Origin of the sequence: Haloferax sp. Atlit-12N, from assembly GCF_003383095.1 — an archaeon.
GTDB lineage: Archaea > Halobacteriota > Halobacteria > Halobacteriales > Haloferacaceae > Haloferax.
On record NZ_PSYW01000004.1, the window covers coordinates 55,366 to 75,226 of the forward strand.

Genomic DNA, 19,861 nt, shown 5'->3' on the forward strand with positions numbered 1-19,861 from the left:
TTACTGGCCGCGGTGGTCGTAGACGCGCTGGACCTTTCCGACCTCGGTGCGCGCGATGTCGCCGTACTCGACGAGGTTCAGTTCGTCGGGCGTAAACGAGAGCACGTTCGAGAGTCGCTTTTGAATCCGCCCTTCGAGGTCCGACAGCGACCCGCCGAACTCCTCGACCAGTTCGACCGTGATTTCGACCCGGTCGAGGTTCCCCTCGCGGCGGAGGTCGATGCGGTAGTGCGGCGCGATTTGGTCGAACTCGAGGACGACCGACTCGACCTCGCTCGGGTAGAAGTTCACGCCGCGGACGATTATCAGGTCGTCCGACCGGCCCGTGATGTTGTCCATGCGGACGCAGGTTCGGCCGCACTCGCAGGTGTCGTAGTCCAGCGTGGTCAGGTCGCCCGTCCGATACCGGAGGACCGGCAGCGCGTCCTTCGCGAGGGTCGTCAACACGAGTTCTCCCTCCTCGCCCTCCTCGACGGGGTCGCCCGTGTTCGGGTCGACCACCTCGGGGTAGAAGTAGTCCTCCCAGATGTGCAGGCCGTCCTGCGCTTCGCACTCGACGGAGACGCCGGGACCGACGATTTCCGAGAGGCCGTAGATGTCGATGCCGGTCACGCCGAGTCGCTCTTCGATTTCGTTTCGCATCGGTTCGGTGCAGGGCTCCGCGCCGAAGATGACCGTCCGAAGCGGCAGGTCGCGGATGTCGATACCCATGTCGTCTGCGACTTCGGCGAGATAGAGCGCGTACGACGGGGTACACGCGATAACGTCGCTTCCGAGGTCTGAGAGTAGTTCCACCTGTCGCTGGGTGTTGCCGCCGCCGATGGGGATGACCGTCGCGCCGAGTTCTTCGACGCCCTGGTGGAGGCCGAGACCGCCGGTGAACAGGCCGTAGCCGTAGGCGTTCTGAACCACGTCGTCCGAACCGACGCCGGCCGCGACGAGACACCGCGCGACGGCCTTGCTCCACACGTCGAGGTCCTCGCGGGTGTAGCCGACGATTTTGGGCTTGCCGGTCGTACCCGACGACGCGTGGACGCGAATCACGTCGTCCATGTCGACCGCGAACATCCCCGTGGGGTAGTGGTCCCGGAAGTCCTCCTTCGTCGTGAACGGCAGTTTCGACAGGTCTTCGACGCTCTCGATGTCCGCGGGCGAGAGTCCGGCCTCGTCGAACGTCTCGCGGTAGAACTCGACGTTCTCGTACGCGTTCCGAACCGTCTCCCGCAGGCGACCGTCCTGCACCTCGCGGAGTTCCTCCCGCGAGGCGGTCTCCGTGCTATCGAATACCATATACGTTTGAAGTCGATGATAGAATATGATAAAAATGATGCGGTCACCCGACTGCACTGCGGGGCGAACCTATTTCGCGAGGGATACGTAATCGACTATCATGCGAGACGCATACATCGTCGGAGCGGGCCAATCGAAGTACGGCGCGTTTCCGGACGAGAGCTATCGGTCGCTGTTCGCGACCGCGTTCGAGGAGGCGCTGGGGAGCGCCGGCGGTGTCGAGGCGGCCGATATCGACGAGGCCGTCGTCGGGTCGCTCGGCGTCGGCGGGCGGCAACTCGGCTTATCGGGGCCGGCCGTGACGGAGCACGTCGGCCTCCACGGCGTCCCCTGTTCCCGAATCGAAAACGCCTGCGCCGCGAGCGGCTACGCGGTCAGACAGGCGGTGCAGGCGGTCAAAAGCGGGATGGCTGACGTGGCCCTCGCGGGCGGCTACGAGGTCATGACGGACATGAGCGGCGACGTGGCGAAGTACTGGCTCGGCGTCAGCGGCGAGACGGAGTGGGAGCGACTCACCGGGACGACGTTCGCGGGCGTCTACGCCCAGATGGCCTCGGCGTACCTCGACGCCTACGACGCCTCGCCGGACCACTTCTCGAAGGTCGCGGTGAAGAACCACGCGAACGGCGCGAAGAACCCGAAGGCGCACCTCGGCTTCGAGTGCTCGCTCGACGACGCGCGGAACGCGCCCGTCGTGGCCGACCCGCTGAACCTCTATCACTGCTGTCCGACCTCCGACGGCGCGGCCGCGGTTCTCGTCGCCAGCGAGGACGTGGCGAGCGCGTGCGACGACGCGGTCCGCGTCGCGGGCGTGGGTGCCGCCTCCGAGCGCGTCGGGCTGTTCCAGCGCGACAGCTACACCGCTATCGAGTCGTCCGAGCGGGCCGCCACGGCCGCCTACGAGATGGCCGGTCTCGGCCCCGACGACGTGGACTTCGCGGAGGTCCACGACTGCTTCGCCATCGCCGAGTTGCTGGCGTACGAGGACCTCGGCTTCTGCGAGCGCGGACACGCGCCTGAACTGGTCGACTCTGGGGCGACCGAACTCGGCGGCGACCTGCCCGTCAACCCCTCCGGCGGCCTGAAGTCGAAGGGCCACCCCATCGGCGCGACGGGCGCGGGGCAGGTCGTCGAGGCGTACAAACAGCTCGCCGGCCGTGCTGGGGACAGGCAGGTCGCGGGCGCGAACGTCGGCCTCACCCACAACGTCGGCGGGTCCGGCGGGGCCGCCGTCGTCCACGTCCTCGAAGGAGGCGCGCTATGAGCGCCGACGACCCAGCCCGAGCGACCCTCGGAATCGCCGGGGTCGGCGCGTACGTTCCCAGATTCTATCTCCCCGCGTCGGCCTACCGCGAGGCGTGGGGCAAAGGCGGCACGCCGGGCGTCGACCGGGTCGCCGTCGCCGACGCCGACGAAGACACACTGACGATGGCGACCGAGGCGGGCCGGCGCGCGCTCGACGCGGCCGGCGCGGACGCGAACGATATCGGACACCTCGCGTTCGCCACCACGACGCCCCCGAACGACGAAGAAGAAAGCGCAGTTCGGCTGGCCTCGCTTCTCGGTGTCGACCCGTCGGTTCCGACCCGGCAGTTCGGTGGGAGTACCCGCGCCGGCGCGGTGGCGCTGTCGGCGACGGTCGAGGCGACACAGAACGTGGGTGACGGCGCGAGCAGTCCAAGGCTCGTCGTCGTCGCCGACAGCCCGCGAGGAGCGCCCGAAAGCGACGAGGCGGCCGGTGCCGGGGCAGGGGCGACCGCACTCGTCCTCGCCGAAGACGGACCGCTCGCCATCGACGCCGTCGGCGAGTTCGGCGACCCCGCACCCGGCACGCGGTTCCGAGGGTTCGGGAACGCCGAGACGGAGTCTATCGGCGTCACGCAGTACGAGCGCGACGTCTACACGCGGACGGTCGCCGGGGCGGTCGAGGCCCTCGGCGTCGACGCCGCCGAACTGAACCCCGACGCCGTGGCGCTCACCGCGCCGGACGGGAAACTCCCGTACCGCGCGGCCAACGCGCTCGGCGTCGAACCGGCGCGAATCGCGGCCGGGAGCGTCGTCTCACGAACCGGAGACACCGGGGCCGCCGGACCGTTTCTCGGACTCGCGTCGGCGCTCGACTCCGCGGGCGACGCGGGAGGCGACGAGTCGGACGGTCGGTCCCCCGCGACCTCAGTACTCCTCGTCGGCTACGGCGGCGGCGCGGGGGCGACCGCGCTCGCACTCGGCACGGAGGCGACCACCAACTCCGCCGCCAGTTCCGTCGTCCCGGTCGAGGCCGTCCTCGACGGCGACGTGGAACTCTCGTACGCGGAGGCGCTCCGGCGGCGCGGGACCATCACCGGCGGGGAGCCGGCGGGCGGGGGTGCGTACGTCAGCGTGCCGACGTGGAAGCGGACGATTCCACAGCGACACCGCCTCGTCGCCGGCGAGTGCGCCGAGTGCGGCGCGCTCTCGTTCCCGCCGGAGGGCGCGTGTCCCGACTGCGGGTCGCTCGCGGGCTACGACGACGTGACGCTCCCCGGTACCGGAACCGTCGAGGCCGCGACCGCTATCGGACAGGGAGGCGCGCCGCCGGAGTTCGTCGAACAACAGCAGCGCGCCGGGTCGTTCCCGGTCGCCATCGTCGCCTTCGACGGGCCGGGCGGCGAGGCCGACGGCCGAACCGTGAGCGCGCCCGCGCAGGTCGTCCATTCGCCCGCCGGAACGCCCGCAATCGGCGACCGCGTCGAGGCCGTGCCCCGCCGCATCTACGAGCAGGAGGGCGTCGTCAGATACGGGTTCAAGGTCGTCCCGACCGCGGCGCGACGGTAGGTCAGGACACCGCCGAGGTCGTCGGGATCGGATCGGCCCTAACGAGGGCAAACGATTATGATGGTTCCCGAACCCCTTTCGGTGATGCAAGTGAGTGTACTCGGCGCGGGAACCATGGGCCACGGCATCGCGCAGGTGGCCGCGATGGCCGGTCACGAGGTGACGATTCGCGACATCGAAGCGGCGTACATCGAAGACGGACTGGGCGCCATCGAGTCGAACCTGCAGGGCGGCGTCGACCGCGACAAGGTGACGCCCGACGAGATGGCGGCGACGCTCGACCGGCTCTCGGGGACGACCTCGCTGGAGGTGGCGGTCGCCGACGCCGACCTCGTCGTCGAGGCAGTTCCCGAGGATATGGAACTCAAGCGCGAGACGGTCGCGGAGGTCGAATCCCTCGTCGACGACGACGCCGTCATCGCGTCGAACACGTCGTCGCTCTCCGTGACCGAGATACTGAGCGCCCTCGAACGTCCCGAGCGCGGCCTCGGACTCCACTTCTTCAACCCGGTCCACATCATGGGACTCGTGGAAGTCGTCGTCGCGGAACAGACGAGCGAGTCGACGCTGACGTTCGCCACAGAGTTCGTCGAAGGCATCGATAAGACGGCCGTCGAGGTCGGCGACTCGCCCGGCTTCGCCTCCTCGCGGCTCGGCGTCGCCCTCGGCGTCGAGGCCATGCGCATGGTGCAGGAGGGCGTCGCCTCGCCCGCGGACATCGATACCGCGATGGAACTCGGCTACAACCACCCGATGGGCCCGCTCGAACTCGGCGACGTGGTCGGCCTCGACGTTCGACTCGATATCCTCGAGTACCTGCGCGAGGAACTCGGCGAGCGCTTCCGCCCGCCGCAGATTCTCAAGCGAAAGGTCCGCGCCGGCAAGCTCGGCAAGAAGACCGGCGAGGGCTTCTACGTCTGGGAGGACGGCGAAATCGTCGGCGTGAGCGAGGATGTGATGGACCGATGAGCGATGACGACCCGAGCGCCGACGACCGAGAGGTAGGCGACCCCCGAGCCGACGGCGGAACGCCGACCATCGAGTCGGTCGCCGCCGAGTGCGAGACGGTCGACGCCGTCGTCGGTGACCGCGTCGAAGGCGTCGTCACCGTGACGCTGAACCGCCCCGACGCGCGGAACGCGCTCAACGCGACGCTCCGGGCAGAACTCAAGCGCGTCCTCGACGCCATCGAAGAGAGCAGCGCCCGCGTCGTCGTCCTCACCGGCTCCGACGAGGCGAAGGCGTTCGTCGCCGGCGCGGACGTAACAGAGCTCCGCGAGCGCGATATGCTCGAACAGCGCGAGGCGAGCAAGCGCCCGCGAGTGTACGAGCGCGTCGACGACCTCCGACAACCGGTCATCGCCCGCGTGAACGGCCACGCCCTCGGCGGCGGCTGTGAACTGATGCAGGCCTGCGACGTGCGCATCGCCCACGAGCGGGCGAAACTCGGCCAACCCGAAATCAACCTCGGCATCATGCCCGGCGGGGGCGGCACCCAGCGACTCGCGCGCCTCGTCGGCGAGGGCCACGCCATGCGACTCATCCTGACGGGTGAGCTCATCTCCGCCGAGGAGGCCGCAGACATCGGCCTCGTAGAGGAAGTCCACGGCGACGATACCTTCGACGACCGGGTGTACGAACTCGCCGAGCTGATGGCGACGAAGAGCCCTGTGGCCCTGGAGTTCGCCAAGAAGGCCGTCAAGGCCGCGTCGCGGACGGACCTCGAACAGGGCATCGAGTACGAGGCGGAGCTGTTCGTCCAACTGTTCGGCTCGCCAGACAAGGACGAGGGTATCGACGCGTTCTTCGAGGACCGCGAACCCGAATGGCACGAGCGCGAGCGATAGACGCCTTCGCCCGCTCGTTCGAACTGCTCGAACGGCTTCGAACCACCGTGACCGCCCGGCGAGAACTCGCAGCGCAGGCACGAGCGCTAGTTTCACGCCGTGAACACGTCTTCGGGAGCGGCCCGCCTGCGAGCGAGGCCGAATCGGGGGCGCAACGGCGGTAGACCAAGCGTTCCGTCCTTTCGAACGCGAATCCGTAATCGAGTGACGCCGCCGTGTCGGCAGTCGCTATCGAGACCGTCTCGCGTTCGAACCGAACACCGGGTCTCGAATCACCGATAAACGGCGGTTTCGGGACGAACGAGGCCCAGCGACGACGTATCCTCCCCACAGGACAGCAGACTGACGGTTCGTCTCCCACGCCACACTCCGTGACAGGTGTAATTTTGTAATTACTCGCGTTCCCACCGCGACAGTCTACAATGATATAATAAGTATATAACCACAATATGTTCGAGCAGTTCGAACAGCAATCGTTGGGATTGAATCGTCGTCTCAGAACCTCGAAAGCGTGAATCTCGGAGTTCGTACGAGAGAACGTCCGCTGAATAAGTTCGAAAGGTTCGAACGAACGTTCCGCATACTCGGTTCGCCGGCGGGACGAGACACCGGGTCAGGAGAAGTTGAGGTTGATCTCGACCTCGTTAGCCGCGCCGAGGAGGAGGTCCGCGAGGTCGCCGGTCAGTCGGTCACCCCGAAGCCGGTTCGAGGGCCCCGAGATGCTTATCGCCCCGACGGGGTGGCCCTCGTTGTCGGTGACGGCGACGCCGACGGCGTGGAGTTTCGGGACGATTTCCTCACGATTGAGCGCGAACCCGCGCTTACGAATCGTCGCCAGCTCCTCGAAGAGCGCGTCCGAGTCGGTTATCGTCTGCGGCGTCTTCGCCGGGAGACCGTGTCGGTCGACGATGTCGCGGACGCGCTCGTCCGGGAACGCCGACAGGATGGCCTTGCCCGCGGCGAGTTGGTGGAGGTACGAGCGCGTCCCCTCCCGCGCTGGCGTCCGGACCGAGTGCGCGCCGGCCGCGCCGTAGAGGTGGAACCCGCGGCCCTGCTCTTCCGTGACGCACCACACTTTCTCGCCGGTCTGCTCGGCGAGTTCGTCCAGTTTCGGCTTGGCCACCTCGTACAGCTGGTGCTGGTTGCGCGCGTAGATGCCGAAGTCGAGGAGCCGAAGGCCGACCCGGTAGCCGTCGTCGTCAGGAACGACGAACCCCTCGCGTTCGAGCGTCTTCAGATGCCGGTGGACCGTGCTCTTGGCCAACCCGAGCTCCGAGGCGAGCCCCGTCGGCCCCATCGGCCCCCCTGATTTGAGCTGTTCGAGGATACCGAGCGACGTGGCGGCCGTCGTCACCGGTCGGCGCTGTTCGTCGTCTGTCATCACCTATCTTCGGTGTTCATTCGTGATAAATCTTGTTCGAACAGTTCGAACGGCAGTTCCACTCGTTCGAACGACTCTGACGGCCGCTCGAACCGCGAATCGGCGATAGAGCAAAGTATCGTCCGATTGGATAGCAGACGTGCATGATTAAATTGGTGAATATGCTCGTCCGGGACGACGACTACACGCACGAGGAGTTCGTCGAGCGGTGGCGGGGGAGCCACGCGGACCTCGCAAGAGAGCTTCCGGGACTCGTGAAGTACGCGACGAGCGTCCCGACCGACCCCGAGCGGTCCGAGTACGACGGCATCGTCGAACTCTACTTCGAGGACATGGCAGCCCTGAAGGCGGCGTTCGACTCCGAGGCTGGCCAGCGCGTGAACGCCGACGCGGCGTCGTTCGCCGACATGGAACGGGGACCGACGCTCTACGTCGAAGAGACGGTCCACCTCGACAGGTCCTGAACCCATGAACACGAGCGAACGACTCGTCGAGAGCCTCGAACGGCTCGGCGTCGAGCGAATCTTCGGCTACCCCGGCGGCCGCGTCATCGAACTGTTCGACCTGCTGCCCGAGTCGGACATCGACCTCGTGCGCCCCCGCGACGAGCGCGAAGCGAGCGTCATGGCCGAGATGCACGGTCGGCTGACGGGCGAACCGGGCGTCCTCGCCGGGCAGGGGCCGTGGATAGGGAGCCTCGGCCTCATCGGACAGATGGAAGCGCGCCTCGCCTCGTCGCCGATGGTCACCATCACCGAGGCCTCCGAGCGCGGGAACTACTCGACGCTCGCGCCCTACCAGCAGTCCCGCGGCGACTACGGCGGCCTCGAACTCCCGAAAATTCTCGACGCCGTGACGAAGGAACACTGGTTCCCGCGGACGCCGACCGAGACGGTTCGGAGCCTCCAACTCGCGTTCAAACACGCCGTCGCGGGTCGCCCCGGCCCGACGGCCGTCATCCTCGACGGCGACGCCGTCACCGAGGCGTTCCCCGACGAGTCCGTGCCGCCGGTCTGGGACGACGAGACGCAGACCAGAACGTGGACCGCCGCGCCGACGGCGCGCGACGTCGCAGCCGCCGCCGAGGCGCTCGAAGCGGCCGAGCGACCGGTCATCGTCTCGGGCAACGGCGTCCACGCGTCGGGCGCGTACGACGAACTCGCGGCGGTCGCCGAGGCCTACGAGGCGGCCGTCGTCACCTCCTACCTCGGGAAATCGACGTTCCCCGAGACGCACCGCCTCGCCGGCGGCGTCATTGGCTCGTTCGGTCACGAGGGCGCGAACCGACTCGTCAGCGAGGCCGACGCGCTCCTCGTCGTCGGCTGTCGCATGAACCCGATGGACACCAACTGGCAGGCCCCCGACTTCATCCGCCCCGACGAGCAGACCATTATCCACGCCGACATCGACCCGCGGAACGCCGGGTGGGTCTACCCCGCCGACGTGGGACTCATCGGCGACGCGTCCGAATCGCTGCGCGAACTCGCGGCCGCCGGCGGTACCGACAACGACTGGGCAGCGGACCGAGCGCGAGAGGCCCGCGAATCGTTCCACGCTCCCGAATGCGAGTCGGACGCCGCTCCTATCCTCCCCCAGCGGGCCGTCAAGGAAATCGAGCGCGTCGTCGACGAGGATACCATCGTCACCGCCGACTCGGGGAACAACCGCTTTTGGTTGCTCAACTACCTGCAGGTACCTGCCGTGCAGACGTACTACGGTTCCGGCGGCGTCGGCGGCATGGGCTGGGCGACGCCCGCCGCGGTGTCGGCCGCGCTGGCAACCGACAAGCACGTCGTCGGCGTCGCGGGCGACGGCGGCTTCGCCATGACGATGACGAGCGTCGAGACGGCGGTCGAACACGGCGTCGCGCCGACGTTCGTCGTCCTCAACGACACCAGTCTCGGGATGGTCAGACAGATGCAGCACGCGCCCGACGACATCGCGGGCGTCGAGTTCCACGACACGGACTTCGCGCAGGTCGCGGAGGCGTTCGGCGCGACGGGCGTCCGCGTCGAGACGCCGGACGAACTCGGCGACGCGCTGGCCGACGCGAAGACGCACAGCCTCCCGACGGTCATCGACGCCCGCATCGACCGCAGTCAGGACATGGCCGCGACGCTCCAGTCGTCGTTCTACGCGTCGGTCGGCGGGCTTCACGAGTAGCACGCGTGACGAGTCGGCCGTCGCCGACCCGCTCGGTGGTCCGCTCCCCGGGAAACACTTTTCTCGCGCGCAGGTAGAACTACGATAGCATGTCATCATCGACCGTGATGGTTACGGGCGGGACCGGTTTCATCGGCTCGTACGTCGCGTCGGACCTCGTCGCGGCCGGCCACGACGTGGTCGCCTACGACCGCTCGACCGACCCGCGCATCCTCGACAGACTCGGCGTCGCCGACGACGTGACGATACGCCGCGGCGACGTGACCGACCCGACCGACGTGTTCCGGGCGGTGCGAGAGTCCGGCACGACGCACATCGTCCACCTCGCGGCGCTCCTGACGACGACGGCGCGAGAGAACCCGCGGGCCGCGCTCGACGTGAACATCCAGGGGACGAACAACGTCTTCGAAGCCGCGCGCGCCCTCCCCGAACAGGTCGAGCGCGTCGCGTGGGCGTCGTCGGCGGCGGTGTACGCCCCGCCCGCGAACTACGGCGGCGACTTCGTGAACGAGTCCGACCTCGTCTACCCCGACACGCTCTACGGGGCGACCAAGGAGTACAACGAGCATCAGGCCCGAGTGTACTACGAGGACTTCGGCGTCTCGCACGTCGCGCTCCGGCCGACGGTCGCCTACGGCCCGTACCGCGAGACCGGCGGGTCCGCGTTCCTCGCGAACATCGTCGAGAAACCGGCGCTCGGCGAGCCGTTCAGCGTCGACTACGGCGACCAGATTATCGACTGGCAACACGTCCGCGACATCGCGCAGGCGTTCCGCAAGGCGACGTTCGCGCCCGAAGACGACCTCACCCAACGCGTCTACAACGTCCGCGGGGAGTTGGCGACGATTCGCGAGGCCGCGGAGACGGTCCGGCGACTCCTCCCCGACGCCGACCTCACGGTCTCCGACGAGGGCGAACTCCCGTGGACCCAGGAACTCGACATGACGAAGGCGCAAGCCGACCTCGGCTACGACCCGGAGTACGACCTCGAATCCGGGTTCCGCGACTACCTCAACGTGCTGCGGAAGGAAAACGGGTTGGAGCCGGTCTGAGCCGAGACCCGACGAGCCAAATCCAACCGCCGAAACGCCGCCGCGGAGCCGGTCACGGCCGCCGAGCGTCGTCGGCACCCTCGGTCTCGGGACCGTCCAGCAGGTCGCGGATATCGTCGGGGGACAGCAGGTCGACGAGGCTCTCGCCCGAGTCGTAGCGCTCGCGCTCGGCGGGGGTGAGATAGTCCGCGAGGTCGCGTTCTGTGAGCAGTTCCTCGAGTCTGTCGTCGAGGTCGTCCGGGTCGTAACCGGGGATGACCATACAACCGAATTGTCGCGAGCGCCCTTATAACACGGCACTCGTCGCGTTTCCGACGAGTGCGGAGGGCGCGCCGCTTACTCACTCCACGACGACGCCGTCGTCCTTCGCGTTCGGCGCGCCGACGACGAACACCTCGCCCGCCTCGACGCAGCGCAGTTGCCGAACCTCCTCGGGCGAGACGACCACGAAGTCGCCCGGTTCGAGGTCGAGGGCGTCGGTCTCTTCGCCGTCGTCGCCGGCGAAGGCGAGTTCGAACGCGCCGGAGAGGACGTGATACAGCTCTTCTTGTTCGCGCTGGTAGTGCATCGGTCCCGACCCGCCCACGTCGAACGACCAGACCGACGGGCGCATCTTCCGCGGGCGAAGCTCGTAGCCGACGGCCTTGACTCGGGCGTCGGCGTTCTCCACGTCGTGCGGTTCGAGGTCGGCGAGGTTGACGCGCTCGTACATCGGCACGAGCTACGAAGCGCGGGGTAATAGGTATGCTGACGAGTGTCGCGGCGGTTCGCGTCGGACTACTGAGTCTGGGAGTATCGTTCGACCCACTCTTGGAGGCTGATTCCCATCGCGGCCTGCGTGATGGCGTTCGAGGACGCCGAGTTCGCGCTCTTGACGAGTTCGGCTTCGAGCGTCCGGGTCGGAATCTCGCCGATGAAATGGGGGATGGCGCGCTGGACCGCGAGCGGGCAGCCGACCTCGTGGGCGAGGGCGTAGCCCGAAAGCGAGTGCGGAATCTCCTGTGTCGCGTACTCGGGGTCGGGGTCGTCGAGCGCGTCGTCGTCCACGAAGTCGACGTACTCGTAGCACTTGCCCACGTCGTGGAGGAGACAGGCCGCGCGGACCACGTCGAAGTCCGGGTCCGCGCCGTGGAAGTCCCGCTGTTCCTCGGCGGCACGGACCGCGATGCGCGTCACGCCGCGGACGTGCTCGACGTTCGACACCTCGTGGATGTTCCACGCGTAGGGGATGTCTTCGATGTCGCGCCAACCGCCGCGGGCGAGACCGAGACACCACGCCTCGCTGACCCGGTCGCGGAGGCCGTCGTCCTCGATGTCGGCGAGTTCGGGGAAGGCGGCCTCGACCTGCGCGCGGTAGTCGTGCGACATCGCTCAGCGGTCCCCCGTCACGTCTTTCTGGACCGTCTCGCGGCCGACGAACCGCGGGCGGTCGCCGATGGAGAGGAAGTTGTCCACATCTTCGCGGGGCGCTTTCGCCTTCGGGTGGTCGGGGTCGTAGTCGCGCGAGGATTCGTGGCCGAGGCCCGCCCGGAGCGCATCGAGGCTCTCGAAGTAGAGTTCGGCGACACCGTCGAACTCGGCGCGTTCGGGGTCGGTCGGGACGACGCGGGCGTACCGGACCACGCCGGGAATCTCGCGGGCGAGGGGGACGTGCGTGTTCGCCCAGTGGTCGAGGAACTCGTCGTGGCTCATGCCGTCTTTGCGAACGAGAAACGCCGAGTGCTTGTAGAGGCCCGTCGTGTCGCCGCCGGTCTCGTCTTTCTCGACGACCTCCTCGCCGATGATTCGGGGGCGTCGCTCGACATCGAGGAAGTTGTCCACGTCGGCTCTCGCTTCTCTCGCCGTCCCTTTCGCCGGGTCGTAGTCGCGCGAGCCCTCGCTGCCGAGCGCGTCGTGGAGGGCGTCGAGGTCGTCGAAGTAGAGTTCCGCGAGACCGTCGAACTCGGAGGCTTCGGGGTCGACCGGAAGCACCGTCTGGTAGCGGACGACGCCTTCGATGTCGCGGGCGATGGGCGTGTGATTGTCCTGCCAGTACGTGACGAACTCGTCGTGACTCATCCCCGCCTTGCGGACAAGCAGGGCTACGTGCTTGTACATGCGTACACCTGCCGATTCACGTATAAGACAATAAATCATGAGGTATGTTCCCAACGCCTGTCTACAACAAATTAATGTGATAGTCACGAGTGGTGGACGTATGCCTTTCCACGAGCGGGGGTTCATGAGCGGGACCCGCGGGACGATGGCCGTCGACTGGGAACAGCGCATCGACGTGAAGCGGATGCGCGAGGAGCGGAAGGACCGCGCCCTCTCGCGGATGCGCGAGGCGGGCCTCGGGAGCATGCTCCTCATCGACGACCCGAACATCCGGTACGTGACCGGGTTGGCGATGACCGGCGGGTCGGGCGCGGACCACTACTCGCTGCTTCTGGAAGACGGCACGGTCGTCCACTGGGACACCGCCGACCACGCGAGCAACCAGCGGTACAACTGCCCGTGGCTGACCGACGTTCGCTACGCCTGTCCCGGACTGGGGAACGTCCCGCGGGCTTCCGGCCGCGACTCGGCCCGGTCGTTCCTCCTCGACAAGATGGCCCAGACCGTCGTCGACGCCCTCGACGAGTACGGCCTCACGAACGAGGCGATGGGCATCGACACCGGCCACGCGGGGTTGCTCGACGCCTTCGAATCGAAGGGCATCGACGCCCGGCCAGCGGAGTGCGCGGCGGTGATGGAGGACGCCCGAAAGACCAAGACCGAAGACGAAATCGAGTGTCTGCGGCAGGTCGCAGCCATCTGCGAGGCGGGCTTTCAGGCCATCGTGGAGAACGCGAAACCGGGCGCGCGGGAGTCGGAGGTGTGGGGCGACGCCGTCCGCGAACTCTGGCGGCACGGCGCGATGGCGCAGGGCGGCTACCTCACGTCGGGGCCGAACACCTGGCCGAAGCATCAGGCGAACACCACGGACCGGCTGATTCGCCCCGGCGACCTCGTTTACGCCGACTTCTACAACGTCGGCTACCTCGGCTACCGGTCGTGTTACTACCGGACCTTCTCGATGGGCGAACCGACCGACGAACAGCGCGACGCCTACGAGACGGCCCGCGACAACCTCTACGCCGTCCTCGACGAAATCGAGCCGGGGAAGACCACCGACGAAATCGCGGCGGCGTTCCCGGACATGGCGGGCGAACACGCCGACTGGTACGACGCGGACGAACACTGGCAGTTGACGACCAACCACTGGGCCCACGGCCTCGGCCTCCAACTGTACGAAGTACCGCTCATCTGGCGCGGCCTCTCGCCGGACCACCCCATCGAAATCGAGGCGGGGATGACGATGGCCGTCGAGACCCAAGAGCCGGCGGGGAGACAGGGCGTCCGCGTCGAGGAGATGGTCGTCGTCCGCGACGACGGCGTCGAACTTCTCAGCCAGTGGCCGGTCGAGGAGATGACGGTTATCAAGTCCTGATTCCTGACACGACAGATGGCCCGTTCACAAATTTTAAAAATTGTAGAATTTGTTGTCTAGATTCGTCTGAACACAGTTTCATCGGGCCAAATCTAGTCATGAGAGATTACGACACAGAATATCGAACGAGTAGTCAGTAGTATGGAATATCTATAACGGCTGATTACGGCGGGGGGAGGACTCCCTGTGTCCCCGCACCAAAGCCCAGCAGACCGACCGCCACTACTCCGCCTTGCCGTCCTCGCGGTCCCGTCGACGTGCGTCGGCGTCGCGGTCGTCGAGGTCACCGTAGCCGCCGCCGCCCGGCGTCCGAACCGTGACGGTCGTGCCGGCGGACACGTCGCGGGTCGTCTTCGACGGGACTGTCTCGCCGTCGACGAGGTTCTGTCCCGTCGCCCCGTCCTCGCCGCCCGCGATGCCGCGGGGGGCGACCCGCCGGCGCTCGGTGAGAAGCGAGACGGTCGCGTCGGCCTCGACCGTGACCGACCGGACGATGCCGAGGCCGCCGCGGAACTCGCCGCGGCCGCCGCTTCCCTCGCGGAGGCCGTACGCCTCGACGAAAAGCGGGTACTCGGCTTCCAGCGCCTCGACCGGCGTGTTGAGCGTGTTGGTCATCCCGACCTGCACGCCGTCCATGCCGTCGCCGCCGGCGCGGCCGCCGAAGCCGCCGCCGATGGTCTCGTAGTAGGTGAAGCCGTCCGAACCGCCGGCGCGACTGCCGATGGTCAGGTTGTTCATCGTCCCCTGTCCCTGCGCGGGAACGCGCTCGGGGGCCGCGTCGGCGAGCGCCGCGAAGACCACGTCGGTCACGCGCTGGCTGGTCTCGACGTTGCCGCCGACGACCGCCGCAGGGGCGTCGGGGTTGAGGAGCGAGCCGTCGGGAACCTCGACCGAGATGGGGTCGTAACAGCCCTGGTTCGGCGGGATTTCGGGGTCGGTGACGCAGCGAACGACGAAGTACACCGCGCTCTTGGCGACCGCGAGCGGGGCGTTGACGTTGCCGGCGACCTGGTCGGCGGTGCCGTCGAAGTCGAACGTGACGGTGTCGCCGTCGACCGTCGCGGTCACCTCGATGGGGATATCGTCGTCGGTCACGCCGTCGCCTTCGAGCACGTCGCTGGCACGATACTCGCCGTCGGGCAGGTCGCGCAGTTCCGCGGTGACGCGGTTCCGGGAGTAGTCCATCACGGCGTCGAACGCCGCGAGGACGCGGGAGCGGCCGTGTTCAGCCACGAGGTCGGCCAGTCGCTCCTCGGCACGCTCGTTCGCCGCGATTTGCGCGCGGATGTCGGCGCGGCGCTCGCCGGGGTTGCGGACGTTGGCGAGGAGGAGCGACAGCACGTCGTCGTTGGTCTCGCCGCCGGCGACGAGTCTGACCGGCGGGAGTCGAAGCCCCTCCTGATAGATTTCGCGCGCGCCGGCGGGCATGCTTCCGGGCGTCATTCCACCCACGTCGGCGTGGTGCGCCCGCGAGACGGCGTAGCCGAGCACCTCGCCGTCGACCGAAAGCGGCGACACCATCGTCACGTCCGGGAGGTGCGTCCCCCCCTCGAAGGGGTCGTTGAGGACGAACACGTCGCCCGGTTCCGGGTCGTAGTCGAGGACCGTGTCCACGGCTTCGGGCATCGCGCCGAGGTGGACCGGGATGTGTTCGGCCTGCGCGACGAGGCGGCCGTCGGCGTCGAACAGCGCCGTCGAGCAGTCGCGACGCTCCTTGATGTTCGGCGAGTACGACGAGGTGATGAGCACCTGCCCCATCTCCTCGGCGACGCTCTCGAACTGGTTGCGCATGATTTCGAGCGTCACGGGGTCGACCTCGCGGTCGCTCATTCGCCGTCACCCCCGCTGGTGAGGACGAGCGTTCCGTCGGCCCCGACCGTCCCGCCCCACGCCGGCGGCACGACGACGGTACTCTCGTGCTGTTCGAGGATGGCCGGCCCCTCGACGGTCGTCCCCGCGCCGAGGCCGTCGCGGTCGTAGACGGGCGTCTCGCGGAATTTGCCGTCGAAGAAGGCCTCGCGGGTGTCCTTTCGGGCGTCGCCGCCGCCGCGGTAGGTCACGTCGAGCGGGTCGCGCTCGACCACGGCGGTCGCCCGGACGTTGACGAGTTCGACAGGGTCGTCGAGGCGGTAGCCGTAGGCGCTCTCGTGGGCCTCGTGGAACCGCGCTTCGACCGCCTCGGTGTCGAACGTCTCGCCGACGGGGACGGTCAGTTCGAAACTCTGTCCGACGTACCGGAGGTCGGCGGCGCGCTGGACCGCCGCGTCGGCGGGGTCGGCTACGTCTTCGAGCGTGTCGGCTTCGAGGTCGGCGTAGGCGGCGTCGACCGCCTCGGCGTCGAGGCCGGACAGGGGTCGGCGGAGCGTCCGCACCGAATCGTGTTTCTGGTCGGCCGCGAGCAGGCCGTACGCCGAGAGGACGCCGCAGGCCCGCGGAACCACCACGGTCTCGATGTCGAGGCTCTCGGCGAGCGCGGCGGCGTGCATCGGCCCGGCACCGCCGAAGGCGACGAGGCCGAACTGTCGCGGGTCGTGGCCGCGCTCGACCGTCACGGCGCGAATCGCCCGCGTCATGTTGGCGTTGGCGACGCGGTAGACGCCGCGGGCGGCCGTGAGTGCGTCGTCCAGCCCGGCCTCGTCGGCGAGTCCCGCGAGCGCGTCGCGGGCGGCGTCCACGTCGAGAGAGAGTTCGCCGCCGAGGGCGGAACTGCCGCCGATGTAGCCGAGGACGACGTTCGCGTCCGTCACGGTCGGGTCGGTGCCGCCGCGGCCGTAGCAGGCCGGACCGGGGTTCGCCCCCGACGAGCGCGGCCCGACCCGGAGCGCGTTGCCCGAGTCGACCCACGCAATGGACCCGCCGCCCGCGCCGACGGTGTTCACGTCCACCATCGGCGTCTTGATGGGCCGGCCGTTGATTTCGGCGTCGGTGGTCCGCTCGACTTCGCCGTCGCGGACGAGGCTCACGTCGCTGGAGGTGCCGCCCATGTCGAAGGTGACGAGGCCGGCGAGGTCGTCACCGGAGCCGGTCGCGGTCTCCGCCGCACCAACGACGCCCGCGGCCGGGCCGGACATCGTGGTCGTCACGGCGTGTTCGCGCACGGTCGACGCCGGGGCGATGCCGCCGTTAGCCTGCATGATTTTCGGGACCGGGACGCCGAGGTCCGTGGCCCGCGATTCGAGGCGGCCGAGGTAGCTGTCGATGGCCGGCGTCACGTAGGCGTCGACCGCGGTGGTCGAGGTGCGCTCGAACTCGCGGAACTCGGCGAGCACCTCGTGGGAGGCGGAGACGGGCGCGTCGAGTTCCTCGCGGAGCACGTCGGCGACGACGCGCTCGTTTTCGGGGTGCTGGTAGGCGTGCAGGAGCGAGACGGCGACGCTCTCCGCGCCGGAGTCACGGATGTCGTCGGCGAGCGCGCGAACCTCCGACTCGTCGACTTCGGTCTGAACGCCCTCGACCGTCGCGCGCTCCGTCACCTCGAACCGGCGGCGGCGCGGAACGAGGGGGTCGGGCTTGTCGGCGGTCACGTCGTAGAGGTCGGGGCGGGCCTGTCGGCCGATTTCGAGCACGTCGCGGAAGCCCTCGGTGGTGACGAGCGCGGTCTTCGCGCCGTCGTCTTCGAGGAGCGCGTTGACCGAGACGGTCATCGCGTGGGTGAACGCGTCGACCTCGGCCGGGTCGATGCCGGCGTCGTCGCAGGCCTTCTCGATGCCGCGGACGACGCCGACGCTCTGGTCGCCCGTACTCGGAACCTTCGCGGTGACGAGGCGGCCCTCGGGAGTCAACAGCGCCACGTCGGTGAAGGTGCCGCCGACGTCGACGCCGATGCGGGTTTCTGCGTCCATCAGAACACCCCCATATCGGTCGCGACCATATAGAGCGTTCGGAGGCCGAGCCAGACGACGACGAGCGTCACCAGCCCGCCGACGACGTTCTGGAGCGCGGTGTTGGCGTACGACCCGAGGATGTCGCGGTCGTTCATCACGTAGATGAGGAAGACGGCGACGATAGGCAGGAGGATGCCGTTCGCGACCTGCGCGAAGACGATGGCCTGCACGGGACTGTAGCCGACCGCGGAGAAGACGATACCTACGAGCAGAATCGAACCCCAGACGGCGCGGAACTTCGTGGATTTGAGGTCGGTGTCCCAGCCGAGCGCCCCCGCCGTCGCGTAGGCGCCGGCCAGCGGAGCGGTCGTCGCGCTGGTGAAGCCCGCGGCGAACAGCCCGATGCCGAAGAACACCTTCGCCTGCGTGCCGACGAGCGGTTCGAGCTGTTCGGCCATCGTGCTGACGTTCTGGATGTTCGTCCCGACGGGGAACGCCGCCGCGGCGGTGACGAGAATCGAGATGGTGATGAAGCCGCCGAGGACGATAGAGAGAATCGTGTCGGCCCGCGACTCGTTCAATTCCTCGGGGCCGGCCCACCGCTCTTGGACGCTCCCGGCGTGGAGAAAGAGGTTGTAGCCGACGACGGTCGTCCCGATGAGGCCGGTGATGAGGAACGCCGACCCCTCCGGGACGCTCGGGACGAACCCGCGGGCGAGCGCGCCGAGGTCGGGACCGATGAGAATGGCGTCGATGAGGAAGGAGACGGCCATGATGGAGACGAGGCCGACGAGCGCTTTCTCGATGAGTTTGTACTTGCCGGACCACAGAAGGGCGCCGGCGACGAGGCCCATCGCGGGCCCCCAAAGGTTAGCGCTGATACCGGTCAGGCCCTCAAGTCCGGCCGCGCCGCCGAGGATGTTCCCGGTCTCGTAGGCGGCCGTACCGATGCCGATAGCACTGACGACGAGCACGATACTCACCCCGGACAGTACGGGGTTGTCGAACTGCCCCCGGAGCGCCTCGCCGAGCCCCTCGCGGGAGACAAGGCCGAGTCGGGCGCTCATCTCTTGGAGGACGACGGTGGCGATAATCGAGAAGGCGATCGTCCAGACGAGCGCGTAGCCGAATCGAGCACCCGTCACGCTCGCGGTCGTGACCGTGCCGGGTCCGATGAACGCGGCGGCGACCATCGCGCCCGGGCCGATAGATTTCAAGCGTTCGATGAAGTTCATGGTTCTACCTGTGAGGTGGATTGACGTATCAAACTCTGGTTGATAAATCCCGGTTGAGAACGCCGTGTACGGTGGGGAGAGCTCGTATGAAGGAGTATGAACGAGTATGAAATCAGCGGTGAGTATAGACCAGCGACCGAACCGGGTCGGCGCGGAGTTCGAACCTCACCGGACCTCGGTGAGAAGCACCTTCGAGACGCCCTCTTCGACCTCGATATCGAACGGGGACTGCTCGGTGCTGAGCGCGATGAACCGCGACATGAACCACTTGATCGACTCGGTGGGAAAGACGACGTGATAGGTGTCGCCCTCGGAGGCGCGGACCGTGAGAAAGCCGCAGAACGACAGCCAGTCGAGGAGTTCGCCCAGCGATTCGAACCGGTCGCGGTACTCGTGGGCGTGGAACGCTGCGACCCGGTCGACGGCGTCGAGGAACGCGGGGTCTGGGTCGCCGTCGTCGTCCTCCACGTAGTCGAGAAACGTGTGCAGGAAGTCCACGTCGAGGAGGACGTGCTCGCCGCTCGACAGCATCTGGTGGTAGGCTTCGAGGTTCGGCCCGGCGTCGGTCGTCGCCGCCTCGAAGTTAGCCGCGTAGAAGACGAGCGCCTCGCGGACGAGTTCGCTCTGCGCCTTGTCGGTCCGACCGGCGAGCCCGTCAAGCGCCGACTGGGCGTCCTCGTCGAGCGACACCGTGATGCGATTCGTGACCATGAGTGTCTAACTCTCGGAGGGGTTCTTAAGGATGTGCGGACGACCGCCACGAGCCACGAGCGCGTGACGAAC

Annotated in this window: 18 protein-coding genes; 8 read left to right on the top strand and 10 right to left on the bottom strand. The window is 67.9% G+C overall.

Annotated features, from left to right (window positions below):
* Positions 1-1,290, bottom strand: coding sequence for a phenylacetate--CoA ligase PaaK (gene paaK, locus C5B90_RS16635; RefSeq protein WP_115883093.1), 1,290 nt, complete (start codon positions 1,288-1,290; stop codon positions 1-3).
* Positions 1,291-1,390: 100 nt separating this feature from the next.
* Between paaK and C5B90_RS16640 the strand changes: the two genes are divergently transcribed.
* The 4 genes from C5B90_RS16640 to C5B90_RS16655 all read left to right on the top strand — a co-directional run bounded on the left by C5B90_RS16640 (position 1,391) and on the right by C5B90_RS16655 (position 5,951).
* A complete protein-coding gene (locus tag C5B90_RS16640; RefSeq protein WP_115883094.1) occupies positions 1,391-2,554 on the top strand; it encodes a thiolase domain-containing protein in 1,164 nt (387 codons plus the stop codon).
* Entirely contained in the window at positions 2,551-4,104 is a 1,554-nt protein-coding gene (locus tag C5B90_RS16645) for a zinc ribbon domain-containing protein (RefSeq protein ID WP_115883095.1), read from the top strand. The genes C5B90_RS16640 and C5B90_RS16645 overlap by 4 nt, the downstream gene beginning before the upstream one ends.
* A gap of 84 nt (positions 4,105-4,188) precedes the next feature.
* Positions 4,189-5,073 (top strand): 3-hydroxyacyl-CoA dehydrogenase family protein, encoded by an 885-nt coding sequence (locus C5B90_RS16650; protein ID WP_115883096.1) that lies wholly within the window; start codon positions 4,189-4,191, stop codon positions 5,071-5,073.
* Entirely contained in the window at positions 5,070-5,951 is an 882-nt protein-coding gene (locus tag C5B90_RS16655; RefSeq protein WP_115883097.1) for an enoyl-CoA hydratase/isomerase family protein, read from the top strand. Before C5B90_RS16650 ends, C5B90_RS16655 begins: the two co-directional genes overlap by 4 nt.
* A gap of 613 nt (positions 5,952-6,564) precedes the next feature.
* Here C5B90_RS16655 and C5B90_RS16660 read toward each other — a convergent pair.
* Entirely contained in the window at positions 6,565-7,332 is a 768-nt protein-coding gene (locus C5B90_RS16660; RefSeq protein ID WP_115883098.1) for an IclR family transcriptional regulator, read from the bottom strand.
* A 161-nt stretch (positions 7,333-7,493) separates the two neighbouring features.
* Between C5B90_RS16660 and C5B90_RS16665 the strand changes: the two genes are divergently transcribed.
* The 3 genes from C5B90_RS16665 to C5B90_RS16675 all read left to right on the top strand — a co-directional run bounded on the left by C5B90_RS16665 (position 7,494) and on the right by C5B90_RS16675 (position 10,547).
* Positions 7,494-7,796, top strand: a complete 303-nt coding sequence (locus C5B90_RS16665; protein ID WP_233512110.1) for an EthD family reductase — start codon at positions 7,494-7,496, stop codon at positions 7,794-7,796.
* A 4-nt stretch (positions 7,797-7,800) separates the two neighbouring features.
* Positions 7,801-9,495, top strand: a complete 1,695-nt coding sequence (locus C5B90_RS16670; protein ID WP_115883100.1) for a thiamine pyrophosphate-binding protein — start codon at positions 7,801-7,803, stop codon at positions 9,493-9,495.
* Positions 9,496-9,602: 107 nt separating this feature from the next.
* Positions 9,603-10,547, top strand: a complete 945-nt coding sequence (locus C5B90_RS16675; RefSeq protein WP_199517543.1) for an NAD(P)-dependent oxidoreductase — start codon at positions 9,603-9,605, stop codon at positions 10,545-10,547.
* Positions 10,548-10,599: 52 nt separating this feature from the next.
* Here the strand turns inward: C5B90_RS16675 and C5B90_RS16680 are convergent, their stop codons facing one another.
* The 4 genes from C5B90_RS16680 to C5B90_RS16695 form a co-directional block, all read right to left on the bottom strand.
* Positions 10,600-10,809 carry a hypothetical protein gene (locus C5B90_RS16680; RefSeq protein ID WP_115883102.1) on the bottom strand — a complete coding sequence of 70 codons (210 nt, stop codon included), beginning with the start codon at positions 10,807-10,809 and terminating at the stop codon, positions 10,600-10,602.
* A 78-nt stretch (positions 10,810-10,887) separates the two neighbouring features.
* Positions 10,888-11,259: a cupin domain-containing protein gene (locus tag C5B90_RS16685; protein ID WP_115883103.1), complete on the bottom strand. Its 372-nt coding sequence runs from the start codon at positions 11,257-11,259 to the stop codon at positions 10,888-10,890.
* Positions 11,260-11,324: 65 nt separating this feature from the next.
* Positions 11,325-11,915, bottom strand: a complete 591-nt coding sequence (locus tag C5B90_RS16690) for an HD domain-containing protein (protein ID WP_115883104.1) — start codon at positions 11,913-11,915, stop codon at positions 11,325-11,327.
* 3 nt (positions 11,916-11,918) lie between these two features.
* Positions 11,919-12,644, bottom strand: coding sequence for an EthD family reductase (locus tag C5B90_RS16695; RefSeq protein WP_115883105.1), 726 nt, complete (start codon positions 12,642-12,644; stop codon positions 11,919-11,921).
* 100 nt (positions 12,645-12,744) lie between these two features.
* On the opposite strand from C5B90_RS16695, the gene C5B90_RS16700 reads away from it, so the two are divergent.
* Positions 12,745-14,019, top strand: a complete 1,275-nt coding sequence (locus C5B90_RS16700; RefSeq protein WP_115883106.1) for a Xaa-Pro peptidase family protein — start codon at positions 12,745-12,747, stop codon at positions 14,017-14,019.
* A gap of 222 nt (positions 14,020-14,241) precedes the next feature.
* Here C5B90_RS16700 and C5B90_RS16705 read toward each other — a convergent pair whose 3' ends face one another.
* The 4 genes from C5B90_RS16705 to C5B90_RS16720 form a co-directional block, all read right to left on the bottom strand.
* On the bottom strand, positions 14,242-15,849 hold the full coding sequence (locus C5B90_RS16705; RefSeq protein ID WP_115883107.1) for a hydantoinase B/oxoprolinase family protein: 1,608 nt from the start codon (positions 15,847-15,849) through the stop codon (positions 14,242-14,244).
* Positions 15,846-17,861: a hydantoinase/oxoprolinase family protein gene (locus C5B90_RS16710; protein ID WP_115883108.1), complete on the bottom strand. Its 2,016-nt coding sequence runs from the start codon at positions 17,859-17,861 to the stop codon at positions 15,846-15,848. Before C5B90_RS16710 ends, C5B90_RS16705 begins: the two co-directional genes overlap by 4 nt.
* On the bottom strand, positions 17,861-19,078 hold the full coding sequence (locus C5B90_RS16715; protein WP_115883109.1) for an Nramp family divalent metal transporter: 1,218 nt from the start codon (positions 19,076-19,078) through the stop codon (positions 17,861-17,863). Before C5B90_RS16715 ends, C5B90_RS16710 begins: the two co-directional genes overlap by 1 nt.
* A 165-nt stretch (positions 19,079-19,243) precedes the next feature.
* Positions 19,244-19,789, bottom strand: a complete 546-nt coding sequence (locus C5B90_RS16720) for a ribbon-helix-helix protein, CopG family (protein ID WP_115883110.1) — start codon at positions 19,787-19,789, stop codon at positions 19,244-19,246.
* Between the last annotated feature and the right edge of the window lie 72 nt (positions 19,790-19,861).